The following is a 13,458-nucleotide window of genomic DNA, read 5'->3' as shown; positions in this document are numbered from 1 at the left end:
TAAACTTCGCGTTTGTCGAATGTCGTCGACTAAGTCAGGTTCGCCCCTGCAAGCCAAATGAATTGCCAGATGCTTGGGAAGCATCGGGAGGAGATTACATGCTATTGAATGGGAAGACCGCGGTCATTTCGGGCGCGGCGAGCAGGCGCGGCATCGGTCGTGCCACAGCACAGCTTTTCGCCGAGCACGGCGCTCGCATTGCGATCCTCGATATCGATTCAGAAGCCGCTGCGGAAGCGGCTGCGAGCTTGCCAACCATTGATGCCGGGGTCCACATTGGCCTGCGCTGCGACGTTGCCGACAAGGACTCCTGCACCAGGGCTGCCTCCGAGGTCATTGCTTCCTTCGGTGCCGTCAACGCGTTGATCAACAACGCTGGTATTACTCAGCCCGTCAAGACGTTAGACATCACGGATGCTGATTGGCAACGGATTGTCGCCGTCAATATGACCGGCGTTTTGTTCCTGAGCCAGGCTTTCATACCCTATATGCGCGACAATGGCGGCGGATCGATCGCCTGCATGTCTTCAGTGTCGGCGCAGCGTGGGGGCGGGATCTTCGGCGGCCCGCATTATTCCGCCGCTAAGGCAGGCGTACTGGGCCTCGCCAAGGCGATGGCTCGTGAGTTCGGGCCGGTGGGAATCCGCGTCAACTCGGTAACGCCCGGCCTTATCCAGACAGACATCACCGGTGGCAAGCTCACCGACCAGATGCGTGCTGACATCATCAAGGGCATTCCCTTGAGCCGGCTCGGGGAAGCGAACGACGTCGCCAACATCTACCTGTTCCTCGCATCGGACCTGTCGGCCTACGTCACGGGTGCGGTGATCGATGTCAACGGCGGCATGCTCATCCACTGAAACCCGCCAACTGACCAGGGGAAACCCACATGACCCAGATTGGACACAACATCGGCCTGAACGAGCGGGCCCGCCGCATCCGACGTCATGCGCTTCGCATGGGTGAAGTTCAGGGGCAGGGCTATATCGCCCAGGCGCTCGGCGTCGCCGACGTGCTCGCGGTCTCATACTTCCATGCCACGAATTACCGGCCGGAGGATCCGGAATGGGAAGGACGCGACAGGTTCCTGTTGTCGATCGGCCACTACGCCATCGCGCTCTATGCAGCGCTCATCGAGGCCAAGATCATTCCCGAGGATGAGCTGGAGACCTACGGCACCGATGACAGCCGTCTGCCGATGTCCGGCATGGCGGCCTACACGCCGGGCATGGAGATCACCGGAGGATCGCTCGGGCATGGTCTTGGCATAGCCGTCGGGATGGCTCTCGCTCTGAAGCGAAAGAAGTCGTCATCCTTCGTCTACAACCTGTTTTCCGACGGCGAACTCGACGAAGGCTCGACATGGGAAGCGGCGATGTCGGCGGGTTCCTACAAGCTCGACAACTTGATCGGCATCGTCGACGTCAACCAGATGCAGGCCGACGGTCCGTCGATCGGCGTGCTCAATTTCGAACCGTTGGGCCCCAAATTAGAAGCCTTCGGCTGGTTCGTTCAACGGGTGGACGGGAACGACATTAATGCGCTCGTGATGGCATTCGACGCCGCTCGCAGCCACACGGATGAGAAGCCTCGAATCATCATCTGCGACACGAAGATGGCCAAGGGGGTGCCCTTCCTCGAGGCGCGCGATCGAAACCACTTCCTGCGGGTGGAACCTCACGAATGGGCGGAAGCCCTCAGGATCATCGACGCGGGAGTGGAAGCATGAGGCGTTCGAAATACATTCGGCCGGCGCATCTTGAAAGCGGCAACGACAAGCCTCGGCTGACGACGTCGGCGATGATCGCATCGATCGCCGGACCCGATCAGGCGACGAGGCCGGCGCCCTTCGGCAATGCATTGGCGGCATTGGCCCGTCGTGACGAGCGTATCGTCGGCATGTCCGCAGACCTCGCGAAATATACCGACCTGCACGTGTTCCGTGCGGCTCACCCGGACCGCTTCTACCAGATGGGAATGGCGGAACAGCTGCTGATGATGTCTGCGGCGGGCATGGCGCGCGAAGGCTTCCAGCCTTGGGTGACGACATATGCCGTCTTCGCATCTCGGCGGGCTTACGACTTCATCTGCCTGGCGATCGCTGAGGAGATGCTCGACGTGAAGATCGTGTGCGCGCTTCCGGGTCTGACAACGGGATATGGGCCGAGCCACCAGGCGACGGAAGATCTCGCAATGTTTCGAGGGATGCCGAACCTGACGATCCTCGATCCCTGCGACGCAAGCGAAATCGAGCAGGCAGTGCCGGTGATCGCCGCCTATAAAGGCCCGGTATACATGCGCCTTCTGCGCGGCAACGTGCCAGTGGTTCTTGAGGAGTACGGCTACAAGTTCGAGCTTGGCAAGGCAAAGCTCATCCGGGACGGCAAAGATACTCTGATCATCTCGTCGGGTCTGATGACGATGCGGGCGCTCGAGGCTGCCAGGCAGCTTGAGAAGGACGGCGTCGACGCAGCCGTCCTGCACGTTCCGACAATCAAGCCTCTCGACGAGGCCACGATCATCGCCGAATGCGGGAAAAGCGGGCGCCTCGTAGTCGTCGCAGAAAACCACACCGTCATCGGCGGACTCGGTGAGGCCGTCGCCGGGACGCTGATGCGCGCCGGTGTCTCACCTCCGGCTTTCCGCCAGATCGGCTTGCCGGACCAATTCTTGGAGGCAGGCGCTTTGCCAACTCTCCACGACCAGTACGGTCTCTCGACGCTCAAGGTCACGGAGGCGGTGAAAGCCTGGCTTTCGACGTGATGAAAACGGCCAGTTGAGGAGAGCTGGCCGACAAAAGAAAAGCTTATGACGGAGGATGATATGAGCTTTCAAGTAAAGAGACGGACTTTCCTGGCGACCGCCGCCGCGACTCTCGCAGCTCCCGCAGTTGTGCTATCGAGCCGATCCGCCAGTGCCGCCGCGACGACACTCACACTTGGTCATGGGGCAGCGCCAGGCAATCCCAGAACGGTTGCGGCTGAGAAATTCGCGCAACTCGTCAAGGAGAAGACCGAGGGCCGCATACAGATCAACGTTGCGGGCGCCGAGACGCTCGGTAGCGATTCCGCCATGCTTACCAGCCTCCGGACCGGCGCGCTCGACTTTACTGCCAACAGCCAGGGCGCCACTTCGGCGATCGTCCCCGAACTGAGCGCGCTCGGCCTGCCGTTCCTTTTCGAGAACACCGACAAAGCCATGGCCGTTCTCAACGGGCCGGTAGGTGCGGAACTTGACAAGCGCTTCGAGGCCGTCGGTGTCGTTCCGCTCGACTGGTGGGACAATGGCATCCGCCATCTTACCAACTCGAAGCGGAAGGTGGCAGCTCCGGCAGATCTGGCCGGCATGAAGATCCGAACACCTGCTGATCCGATGACGATCGATATCTTCCAGGCTTTGGGTGCAGGGACCGAACAGATCGCCTTCGGCGAACTCTACATCGCCTTGCAGCAGGGCGTTGTCGACGGACAGGAGAATCCACTCGCCAATATCGAGAGTTCGAAGCTCCATGAAGTCAACAAGTACATCAGCCTGACCGCCCACAAGTGGGAATCCACCCCGTTCCTGATGTCGAAGATCGCTCTGGCCCGCTTGGGGTCTGATTTAGAGGCGGTTAGGGCCGCGGCAAAGGAGGCGGGTGCTCTGCAGCGGAAGCTCTCGAGCGAGAAGGCCGCGCAGGTGCTGGAGAACTTCAAGAAGAACTCTGCGGTCGAGGTCGTCGAAGTCGATCACGATGCCTTCGTCAAGGCGACCGCTTCCGTCGCGGACAATTGGAAGAAGAAGCCGTTCGGCGACTTCGTCGCGCAGGTGGAAGCTGCCGCGAGGGGCTGAGGCCTTTACGACCTGGAGGTGCCTCATGAGCAGATTATATTCGGCCGTCGATTTGGTCGCCGGCATCATCGTCATCTTAGCGAGATCAGTCATCATCGTCAGCGGCATCGCGCTGACGGTGGTCACCACGGCCAATGTCATCGCTCGATATGTTTCGGCGAGCGGCGGGCTTTCGTTCGCCCAGGAATTGCCGATGCTAATGTTTCCTTGGTTCATCATCGCCGGAATCATCATTTCAGCCCATGCGGGCGGGCACATGGCCGTCGAATGGCTCTACGAAAAGCTCGAAGGCAGTGCTCGGACGACGGCCCTTATCGTGGCGAACGCGATCAGCGTCGCCGCATTTCTGGTGCTGGCATATCAGGCGACCGTGGTGGCCGAGATCGCCGGGGCTGAACACAGCCCCGTTCTGCAGCTTCCGAACAGCATCGGCTATTACTCGCTGTCGATCGGCGCGGTGCTCGTGTCCATCGTTACCATCGCCGCGACCGTCCGCGTTCTCCGCCTCGGCTGGGATCACCGCCTCGAAATCAAGCCCGAGGAGATCGCGCTATGACACTCGTGATGATCGTTTCCTTCTGCGTCCTCATGGTTCTCGCCGTTCCCGTCGGCTATGGGCTGATCATTGCAGCGGGGCTTGGAGTCCTATTCAACGGTTACGTCCCGCTCTCGGTGGTCGCCCAGCAGGTCTACGACCAGACCCAGTCCTTCCCGATGCTGGCGCTCCCGTTCTTCATGCTTGCCGGCACGCTGATGCTTGGCGGTGAACTGGGGCGTCAGCTCCTGGAGCTCGCCTCTCGCGCAATGCAACGGTGGCGGGGCGGACCGCTGTCGACCACCGTCGTATCCTCCGTCGTCTTTGGCGGCGTATCAGGCTCGGCCGTGGCGAATGCGAGTGCGCTCGGCTCCGTTCTCATCCCCTGGCAGAAGAAGCACGGGTTTCCGCCGGCGCTCTGCGCCGCCAACAATGCGACCTCCGCTGTGATCGACGTCCTCATCCCGCCGTCGATCCCGATGATCCTCTACGCTCTGATCAGCGGCGTCAGCGTGGGCGACCTCTTTATCTCAGGCATCGTTCCGGGGCTGATCATGGCGGCGAGCTTCGTGTTCGTCTGCTGGTATGTCTCCGTGAGGCGGGGGTATGCCGCTGAAGCCGTGAAGGTCCGCAAGCGCGAGCTGGCGCGACTGGCACTGCAAAGTTTCCCGGCAATTCTGCTGCCGATCCTGATCATCGTCTTTTTGCGATCCGGCCTGGCGACGCCGACAGAGGTCTCGGTCCTCTCGGTCGTTTACTCGCTGCTGCTCAGCGTCCTATTCTACCGTGACCTGACCTGGAAACGCTTCTGTGAGAACATGGTGGAGGCGGGTGTCGCGACGGGCGTGGTCATGCTCGTGATCATGGGCAGCGCGGCGGTCGGCTGGGTTCTGACATTCGATCAGGCTCCGCAGCACATGGCCGAGTGGGTCTCGACGCACATCTCCAGCCCGATCGTCATCATTCTCATGATGAACGTCATCATGCTCGTTGTCGGCATGCCGCTCGACATGCCACCGGCCATCCTGTTGCTTGGACCGATCTTCGTCCCTCTCGCTGACTCCATCGGTCTGGATCGGGTCCAGCTCGGCCTGATGATGGTGATCAATCTGGGGATTGGTCTCTATACGCCGCCGATTGGCACCACCCTGTTCATCTCGTCGTCAATCGCAAAGGCACCCCTGGGAACGACGACCAACGAGCTCTGGCCGTTTTTCGGCATGGCCATGCTCCTCCTGCTGGCGGTCAGCTTCGTGCCCGCGCTGACGATCTACTGAGGAGCGTTCGATGAGTGAAACGTCAAAGAACGTCATCACCGTCCGAGGACTTACAAAGTCCTATGGTGCGACCGCGGTCCTCAAAGGCGTCGACTTTTCTGTTGCGCGGGGGGAGGTTCATGCGCTGCTTGGCGGTAACGGCGCCGGCAAGTCGACGATGATCAAGATCATCACGGGCGCCGCCTCGCGCAACGATGGAGAGATCCGCTTCTTCGACAGCGAGGGCAACGAACGGAGCGAGGCCGAGGGCCGGGTGAAGGTCGCTGTCGTGCATCAGGAACTTGCGCTTCTGCCGCATCTGACTGTCGCCGAAAACATTGCTCTACCGCATCACAGGAGAGGTGCCGCCTTGTTTCGGCGTACGGCCGCAGCGGCACAGGCCCATGACGCACTGCGGATGATCGACCAGGACTTTGCTGCCAGGTCCTTGCACAGGCTGGTTGGTAGCCTCAGCCTCCACGAAGGTCAGATGGTTGAAATTGCCAGGGCTCTTTCATCGGGTGCGGAATTGATCCTCCTCGACGAGCCGACTGCCAATCTCACAGCTCTTGAGACGGAGAGACTGTTTGCGGTCCTGCGGCGGCTTACCCGCGATACCGGTCTGTCGGTTGTGTTTGTCTCGCACCGAATGAAAGAGATCAGGCAGATCGCCGCTGTCTGCACGATCATCCGCGACGGCCGCACGGTGGTGGATCGTCAGCCGATGGAAGAGCTGACGGACGCCGGCATCATCGAAAAGATGGGGCAGGTGGCATCTTCTCATGCACCGGGAGGGGCGCCGCGGGTCGCATACCGGTCGGACGCCTCCGCTGCAACGGACACCATCACACTCGAGGAGGCAGGTTTCAGGCTGGAACTGCAACCGGGCACAGTGCTCGGCGTGGCCGGCGCGCCGGCTGGCCCGGCAGCACTGATCGCAGGGCTAACGGGCGCCGCCCGGAAGAAGCGATGGACGGTTGCGCGTGCGGGATGGCCGGACCAGCTCCGATCGCCGCGCAAAGCTGCCCGCCTGGGAGCGGGATATGTGACCGGCGATCGGGCACAAAAGGGTGTCCTACACAGTCTTCCGATCATCGATAACGTCATGGCGTCCCGCCGCGTGACCAGAGGCGCGCTCCGCGCCGGCGGCTCTGAAGCGGCCGAATGCCTCGATTTGCTGAAGGCCTTGAAAGTGAAGGCTGCTTCCGTCTGGGATCTGCCAAGCACGCTGAGCGGTGGCACGCAGCAAAAGCTGCTGCTTGCCCGCTGGCTAGGTGTGCCCTCCCGGCTGCTGGTCCTCGAGGAACCGACCAGAGGCGTCGATATCGGAACCAAGCGTGAAATCTATCAGCTCATCAGGCAGATGGCAGCCAGTGGCACGGTCATTGTTTGGTGGTCCACCGAAAACGCCGAACTGCTGGAAGTGTGTGACCGCGTCGTCGCCTTCGATACCGAAGGAAGATGTGCCGGCGTCCTGGAGCAGGACGATTTCAGCGAAGAGAAACTCGTTACATTGACTGGAATGGCAGCATGACCGGGACACAGGCTCAAATCGCTCCGACGAAGACGTCGACAGCCGACATTAAACAAAGGGAAAGCCTTTTCAGCGCGTATCGGACGGAGATTGCGATTGCTATCGCGATCGTTCTTCTGGCGCTCGCTGTGGGGTCTCAAGTGCCGCAGGCGCTGACCTGGGGCAACTTCGCAAATATTACCCAGGCCGGGGCACCGCTCATCATCATGTCGCTCGGCGTCCTTCTGGTCGTTGTAACCGGCGGCATCGATCTATCGGTCGGATCGGTCTTCTCGCTGACCGGCATGGTAACAGCTCAGGCGATGGCCAGCGGCTTCGGCGGCGTCTCCGCAAGTCTCATTGGTCTCTGCGTCGGGCTCGTGTTTGGATCGATCAACGGATTCTTGGTGACGATTGCAGGTCTGGCGCCTTTTGTCGTCACACTAATCACCTTCGCAGTTGCCGGGTCCTTGGCATTCATCGTTACGAACGGGCGGTCGATGCCGATCGGCGATCCGGACTTCTGGCTCCTCAATAGCGGCAGTCTGATACCGGGCGTTCCGAATTACATCCTGTTCTGCGTCGTGCTTCTGGTCGTGATCGAACTCTTTCTAAAGAAGATGGTGGCGGGACGCTGGTTTTATGCTGTCGGCAGCAGTTCGACGGCTGCCTATCTGCTCGGCATCCCCGTCAAGCGCACGAAATTCATGGCCTACGTCGCGTCGGCGCTGCTTGCATCGTTCTCCGGCCTCCTGACGATCTCCTACATTCTCAACGCCGAATCCACGGCCGGATCGAGCCTGATGCTCCAGGCGATCGCCGCGGTCGTGATCGGTGGAGCAAGCCTTTTAGGCGGCACGGGAACCGCGGTCGGCGCGGTGCTGGGCGCGCTAATGATCACGGTCATCCAGAACGGCGTCAACCTCATCGGCATCAACAGTTTCTGGCAGGGCTCCGTCACAGGTGTCGCCATTCTTATTGCGGTTCTTATCGACCGCTTCAGCAAGTCGCGGCGAGGGGCCGTTTGACATCAACCCGGCCCGTGCCGGTTTTTGGAGGAGGAACGAAATGACAAAATCGAAACGCGCAGTTGGGCTGTTTGCCGGCGTCGCAATGGCGGCCCTTTCACTGGCGGCCGCCGCCCAGGCTGAGGAGAAGAAGACGGTGGCCTACCTCGCGCCATCGCTCGACATATCCTACTGGCAGTGGGTCGGCTACGGTGTGAAGGAAAAGGCCAAGGAACTCGGCATGGATTACGTCGAGTACACTTCGGAAAATTCACCGGCCAAACAGATGGATAACGCCCGCACCGCCGTAACCAAGGGCGTAGACGCCATCGTGATCGGCCCGGTGAGTTCCACGAGCACGCCACCGCTTCTCGCATATTTGAAATCGCAGAACATCCCGATCGCCTTCGCCGGTATCGGCCCGCAGCCCGGCCTAACCGACTACACGTCGTCGGTAACGGCTAACAACTACGAGACCGGCAAGGCGCAGGGCGAGTTCGTCTGCAAGCTTGCCAAGGACCGCGGTGGCAATCAGGTCGGGATGTTGTCGCTGCCACAGGACCGCGAGAATGCCCAGAAGTATCTGAAGGGAGCGGAAGAGGCCTTCAAGACAAGCGGATGCGAGCTGGCGCAGATGCTGGAGACAAGGGGGCTTACCGTGAACGAAGCCGTCACGCAGGCCAATGACATGTTGACGGCCCATCCTGATATCAAGGCTATCTACGGCATGTATGACGAAGCCGGGACGGGTGCGGCGAAGGTTCTGCAAACCCGCGGACTTACTGGCAAGGTCGGCATTGCGGTTGCTGATGGCAGCCCGACGACGATCGCGCTTTTGAAGTCGAACGCAATCCAGGGCATCTTCTTCCAGGAAGCTGTCGGGCAGGGAATAGACGGCACACAGCAGGTGTTCAACGCGCTCTCCGGTGCGCCGGTCAAAAAGGATCTCGCTCTCGTCATGCCGCTCGTCACCGCGGACAAGGTTGATACCCCGGAGGCAAAGGCCGTCATAGCGCGTGTGTTCCCGCCGGCGAACTAACTTGGAGTCGGGCGCCGGCTGTTCTGGCCGGCGTCCCTTTTAGCGACTCTCGAAGGGCAACAATCATGGACGACCTACCAATCATCGATCCGCATTTCCATCTGTGGGATCTCGACAACAACTACTATCCATGGCTGTCGGACGGCGTGAAACCGTCCGCCTTCGGCGACTACACCGCGATCAACAAAACCTACCTCATCGACGATTTTCTGGCGGACGCCAGGAATCAGAACCTGGTGAAGGCAGTGCATCTCGACGTCGGATACGATCCGAAGGACCCCGCCGGCGAGACGCGTTGGCTGCAAAGTGTGGCCGACAAGCACGGCTTCCCTCACGGGATTGTCGGATACGCCGACTTGCGCAAGCGCGACGTCGGCGATCTCCTCGACGAGCACATGGCTTACGCGAACTTCCGCGGCATCCGGCAGTCGATGAACTATCACGAGGATCCCGCCAAGACCTATCTCACTGAACCTGTCGTCAGCCGGACGCCGGACTGGCGCAGAGGCTTCAAGGAACTGGCACGGCGAGGCCTCAGCTTCGACCTTCAGCTCTACTACTGGCAGATGGAAGAATTCCTCGAACTCGCCCGGGATTTTCCCGACGTGCAGATCATTCTCAATCACACCGGAATGCAGGTCGATGGCCCTAGCCATTTCGAGGGCTGGCGAAAGGGAATGCGCATGCTGGCCCAAGCGCCCAACATTGCATGCAAAATTTCCGGTCTCGGCATGGGAGATTGGACTTGGACGCTGGATAGCATCAGGCCTTACGTGGAGGAGGCAATCGCGGCATTCGGCGTCGACAGATGCATGTTCGCTTCGAACTTCCCGGTAGACAAGCTGTTCGGCAGCTATGACAAGATTATGGACAGTTTTAGAGCCCTTGTGGCGAACTATTCGCGCGACGAGCAGCTCGCTCTTTTCCATGACAACGCGGCGCGTCTTTACAGAATTTGAGGTGGTAGCAGGTTTCGCCTCAATCGATGCTCCTAACCCGATTGGAGAAAGGACGATGACACAGGATTCAGGCGAATATGACGTTTTTGCGCGCTTTGCGAGCAACCCTCACATCGTTGACAGGGCATCTTCGCTGTTGACCGTCATGGCTAACGCCAAAAGGCTGCAGATGTTATCGCTGATGATCGCGACCGAGTTGAGCGTCCGGGAGTTAGCGAGCCTGGTTCACCTCGATCATTCTGCTACGTCTCAGCATCTGGCTAAGCTGAGGAATGCCGGGTTAGTTGCGACGCGGCGCGATGCCCAACAGATCCTTTATCATTGCGATGCTGGCGAGGTTTCAAATATCCTTTCGGCATTAATCACGATCTATGCGGATAATGTGGCAATGGACTGAAGGGAATTCCAGGCTTTGACCTTATGGAAGCCGAGAGTGTCGAGGATGAGGACGTCGCCGGGCTTAAGGATCGGGACCATCTGCTCTCGGAAGTTGGCGCCGAACCACTCGCAGTCGATCGGTCATCGAAAACGCAGGGTAGTGTCATTCTGTTGCAATGAAAGGCACCGAGGGCCGAGCGTGCGCCAGGCTACAAGGTGCAAAGTCCACGCAGGCTTGTGCCTTTCGTGTCCCGGCCGCCCATGCAGACGCTCGAGACGGCCATTGCAATGATTGCGACCGGCGCTGGATGCTGAATGGATCGACTAAGCACCCATGGTGCTCTTCTGAGCTCGGGACGCCGTTGGTCGCCCCCGCTGAGGGTCAGGTATCTAACTTACCCAATTTTACTCAAATCGCCGCTGGAGCCCATATGTGCCCGCGGATTCTGCCGCTATGCATGGAGCTGGGCAACCCGGGAATGGAGAGGGTTGGCCAAGGTCAACTGGCTGTGTGCCGAGGGAGGAGAAAATGAGTTACTTCGTGAGTGTTGTTCGCGGCAGTGCAATACACGCTGCTAAAGGTGTCGTTCTTGTGTCCATAATGATGGCGACGACGGGGTTGGTTTCTGTCGCGACTGCGGCCGACAAAGTTGACTGGCGTCAGTTTGAAGGAACGACAATCACCTGGGCCTACGATATTCATCCCTACGCCGATGCCCTTGCTGCTAAACTGCCGGAGTTCGAAAAGCTGACCGGCATCAAAGTTGTCCCCGAACTCTACCCGGACGACTCCTACTGGAACAAGTTGACTCTTCAGCTTACGACGAAATCTCCCGCTTGGGATGTCGTTGGAACCGGCATTCAGCCAGCCTGGGACTTCGCCCCCGGTGGTTCGCTCGAACCTCTGGACGCATATTTGAATGATCCGAAGCTGACTGGCGCCAGTTACGACTACAACGACTTCTTTCCTTCGCTTCGCAAAGCGCTGACGTGGAAGGTGGAAGACGGCCAGATCGCACCGGGTGAGGGCGGTAACGTCTGGGCAATCCCCCATGCTTTTGAAAATATCCAGCTTTTCTACCGGAAGGACATCCTCGACAAATATAAGATCGATGTTCCGACCACTCCGCCGGAGATGGCTGCGGCCTGCGAGAAGCTGAGGGCTGCCGATCCTTCCGTCACACCGCTCGGCGTTCGCGGCGTGCGTTTCTGGAGCAGCATTCATACTGCCGCCATTTCGATCGCAAGCTCGTACGGCGTGAAGGACTTCGTCATGAAGGACGGCAAGCTGGACACCGGCCTGGACTCGCCTGAATCGATCGCATTCCACAAAGACTATGTGGATATGATCAAGAAGTGTGCCGCACCCTCGTTCGCCAACGACAACTGGTACCAGGTTGTCGATGGGATTTCATCCGGCCGCACCGCCATGGCGATCGACTCGAATATGTTCGGCTTCTGGAACGATGTTGCCGGCCAGCCAGGCTCTGGAAAGATCGCTTTCGCTCCGCCGCTTCATGCGCCGAATGCCAAGAACTTCGAATCGAACATCTGGATCTGGTCGCTGGCAATGAATTCTGCATCCCAGAAGAAGGGCGCTGCCTGGTTGTTCATGCAATGGGCGACATCGAAAGACATCGTGCTCGCCGGTGCCGTCTCTGGCAAGCTGGTTAACCCGCCGCGCACTTCAACATGGAGCGACAAAGCTTGGCTCGACTACGCCTCCAAGCCTGAGTTCAACAATTTCGTCGAGAGCTTCAAGACGACGCAGGATCGTGCCGCACTGGCCTTCACAGCGCGTGTCGGCTTCGGTGAGGCGATGAATGCGTGGGCTGTTTCAATGCAGAAAATGGTCAATGGTGCTGATGTGGAAGCGACGCTGAAGGCGCTGGCAGAAGAAATCCGCGCCGGCCTTTAAGCCAAGATGGCGGCAGCTGGGGCTGCCGCCCTCCTTTACCCGGATGGAGACCACAATGACACGTCATGTTTCGGAGACGGTGATGGCTGTCCGAACAAGCGCTCCCGAAAGAACGCAACTGACCGGAAAATCCGAGATACCGGCTGCCCAGCAGATCGACTGGTTCAGCCTAGTCATAATCGCTCCAGCCGTTCTCATCCTGTTGGGCTTCCTACTTCTTTTTTTCTACGGCGTTTATCAATCACTGACCGACCTCCGTCTTGGTCGGCCGATCGTACGTTTCGTAGCGTTTGCGAACTACGCTGCGCTGATGAATACCGCTGATTTCTGGAACAACGTCAGAGTGACGGTGACCTATGCGCTGTCGGCGGTATTGCTGCAGGCGCTCTTCGGCTTGGCGATCGCAAAGCTCTTTGCCTCAGGGGTTTCGCTCGCGCGCTGGCTGAGACCGGTTATTCTCCTGCCTCTTGTTCTGCCGCCAATGAGCGTTGCCCTCATGTGGACCACGATGATGAATCCGCAAAGCGGTGTCCTGAATTATCTGCTTTCCCTTGTGGGCCTTGGACCGTTCGCGTGGATTTCAGATCCGGCAACTGCATTGATATCGGTGATCCTGATCGATGTATGGACCTACACACCATTCTTCGCCCTCATCATCTTCGCAGGGCTTCAAGGAATTACCGACGACATTCGTGAGGCGGCTCGCATCAATGGAGCAAAAGCCTGGTCCACATTCTGGCGGATCGAATTGCCGCTTGTCGCGCCATATATTCTGATTGCCGCCGTCTTCCGCCTGATCGAGTCCTTCAATCAGTTCGACATCATTTTCGGAACGACTCAGGGCGGTCCAGGCAATGCCACGGCGGCGCTTTCAGTCCAAGGCTATATCACCGCATTTCAGAACATGACCTTTGGTCGAGGCGCGGCCTTGATGGTTGTCAATTGGCTCATTGTTTTGATTGGCGCGTTCCTGACGGTCAAAGCCTGGCAGGCTGTACGCCGTCGGGTGAACTAAGGGGAGG

Annotated in this window: 13 protein-coding genes; all 13 read left to right on the top strand. The window is 59.3% G+C overall.

Annotation, left to right across the window (positions count from 1 at the left end):
- Positions 1-98 precede the first annotated feature (98 nt).
- Positions 99-860, top strand: coding sequence for an SDR family NAD(P)-dependent oxidoreductase (locus tag NL154_RS16925; RefSeq protein WP_434733059.1), 762 nt, complete (start codon positions 99-101; stop codon positions 858-860).
- A 29-nt stretch (positions 861-889) separates the two neighbouring features.
- Positions 890-1,729: a transketolase gene (locus NL154_RS16920; RefSeq protein ID WP_434733058.1), complete on the top strand. Its 840-nt coding sequence runs from the start codon at positions 890-892 to the stop codon at positions 1,727-1,729.
- On the top strand, positions 1,726-2,763 hold the full coding sequence (locus NL154_RS16915) for a transketolase family protein (RefSeq protein ID WP_434733057.1): 1,038 nt from the start codon (positions 1,726-1,728) through the stop codon (positions 2,761-2,763). The genes NL154_RS16920 and NL154_RS16915 overlap by 4 nt, the downstream gene beginning before the upstream one ends.
- A gap of 60 nt (positions 2,764-2,823) precedes the next feature.
- Complete coding sequence (locus NL154_RS16910) at positions 2,824-3,831, top strand: TRAP transporter substrate-binding protein (protein WP_434733056.1); 1,008 nt, start codon at positions 2,824-2,826, stop codon at positions 3,829-3,831.
- Positions 3,832-3,856: 25 nt separating this feature from the next.
- Positions 3,857-4,387 (top strand): TRAP transporter small permease, encoded by a 531-nt coding sequence (locus NL154_RS16905; RefSeq protein ID WP_434733055.1) that lies wholly within the window; start codon positions 3,857-3,859, stop codon positions 4,385-4,387.
- Entirely contained in the window at positions 4,384-5,643 is a 1,260-nt protein-coding gene (locus NL154_RS16900) for a TRAP transporter large permease subunit (RefSeq protein ID WP_434733054.1), read from the top strand. Before NL154_RS16905 ends, NL154_RS16900 begins: the two co-directional genes overlap by 4 nt.
- A 10-nt stretch (positions 5,644-5,653) precedes the next feature.
- Positions 5,654-7,156, top strand: coding sequence for a sugar ABC transporter ATP-binding protein (locus tag NL154_RS16895; RefSeq protein ID WP_434733053.1), 1,503 nt, complete (start codon positions 5,654-5,656; stop codon positions 7,154-7,156).
- Positions 7,153-8,163, top strand: coding sequence for an ABC transporter permease (locus NL154_RS16890; RefSeq protein WP_434733052.1), 1,011 nt, complete (start codon positions 7,153-7,155; stop codon positions 8,161-8,163). Before NL154_RS16895 ends, NL154_RS16890 begins: the two co-directional genes overlap by 4 nt.
- Positions 8,164-8,203: 40 nt before the next feature.
- On the top strand, positions 8,204-9,181 hold the full coding sequence (locus tag NL154_RS16885; RefSeq protein ID WP_434733051.1) for a substrate-binding domain-containing protein: 978 nt from the start codon (positions 8,204-8,206) through the stop codon (positions 9,179-9,181).
- Between the two features lie 65 nt (positions 9,182-9,246).
- Complete coding sequence (locus NL154_RS16880) at positions 9,247-10,140, top strand: amidohydrolase family protein (protein ID WP_434733050.1); 894 nt, start codon at positions 9,247-9,249, stop codon at positions 10,138-10,140.
- Between the two features lie 55 nt (positions 10,141-10,195).
- Entirely contained in the window at positions 10,196-10,537 is a 342-nt protein-coding gene (locus NL154_RS16875; RefSeq protein ID WP_434733049.1) for an ArsR/SmtB family transcription factor, read from the top strand.
- Positions 10,538-11,047: 510 nt separating this feature from the next.
- Positions 11,048-12,436, top strand: a complete 1,389-nt coding sequence (locus tag NL154_RS16870; RefSeq protein WP_434733048.1) for an ABC transporter substrate-binding protein — start codon at positions 11,048-11,050, stop codon at positions 12,434-12,436.
- Positions 12,437-12,491: 55 nt separating this feature from the next.
- On the top strand, positions 12,492-13,451 hold the full coding sequence (locus NL154_RS16865; protein ID WP_245505449.1) for a carbohydrate ABC transporter permease: 960 nt from the start codon (positions 12,492-12,494) through the stop codon (positions 13,449-13,451).
- The last annotated feature ends 7 nt before the right edge of the window (positions 13,452-13,458 follow it).

It is taken from the genome of Rhizobium sp. YTUHZ044, assembly GCF_051123975.1.
In the GTDB taxonomy this organism is placed as follows: Bacteria; Pseudomonadota; Alphaproteobacteria; order Rhizobiales; family Rhizobiaceae; genus Rhizobium.
This window is presented reverse-complemented; position numbering and strand designations above follow the sequence as displayed.

What these genes read in the sequence shown, in the direction of transcription:
- NL154_RS16880 (WP_434733050.1), top strand. Translation starts at nt 9,247, where the DNA reads ATGGACGACCTACCAATCATCGATCCGCATTTCCATCTGTGGGATCTC.
- NL154_RS16865 (WP_245505449.1), top strand. Translation starts at nt 12,492, where the DNA reads ATGACACGTCATGTTTCGGAGACGGTGATGGCTGTCCGAACAAGCGCT.
- NL154_RS16920 (WP_434733058.1), top strand. Translation starts at nt 890, where the DNA reads ATGACCCAGATTGGACACAACATCGGCCTGAACGAGCGGGCCCGCCGC.
- NL154_RS16885 (WP_434733051.1), top strand. Translation starts at nt 8,204, where the DNA reads ATGACAAAATCGAAACGCGCAGTTGGGCTGTTTGCCGGCGTCGCAATG.
- NL154_RS16870 (WP_434733048.1), top strand. Translation starts at nt 11,048, where the DNA reads ATGAGTTACTTCGTGAGTGTTGTTCGCGGCAGTGCAATACACGCTGCT.
- NL154_RS16905 (WP_434733055.1), top strand. Translation starts at nt 3,857, where the DNA reads ATGAGCAGATTATATTCGGCCGTCGATTTGGTCGCCGGCATCATCGTC.
- NL154_RS16915 (WP_434733057.1), top strand. Translation starts at nt 1,726, where the DNA reads ATGAGGCGTTCGAAATACATTCGGCCGGCGCATCTTGAAAGCGGCAAC.
- NL154_RS16875 (WP_434733049.1), top strand. Translation starts at nt 10,196, where the DNA reads ATGACACAGGATTCAGGCGAATATGACGTTTTTGCGCGCTTTGCGAGC.
- NL154_RS16925 (WP_434733059.1), top strand. Translation starts at nt 99, where the DNA reads ATGCTATTGAATGGGAAGACCGCGGTCATTTCGGGCGCGGCGAGCAGG.
- NL154_RS16910 (WP_434733056.1), top strand. Translation starts at nt 2,824, where the DNA reads ATGAGCTTTCAAGTAAAGAGACGGACTTTCCTGGCGACCGCCGCCGCG.
- NL154_RS16895 (WP_434733053.1), top strand. Translation starts at nt 5,654, where the DNA reads ATGAGTGAAACGTCAAAGAACGTCATCACCGTCCGAGGACTTACAAAG.
- NL154_RS16890 (WP_434733052.1), top strand. Translation starts at nt 7,153, where the DNA reads ATGACCGGGACACAGGCTCAAATCGCTCCGACGAAGACGTCGACAGCC.
- NL154_RS16900 (WP_434733054.1), top strand. Translation starts at nt 4,384, where the DNA reads ATGACACTCGTGATGATCGTTTCCTTCTGCGTCCTCATGGTTCTCGCC.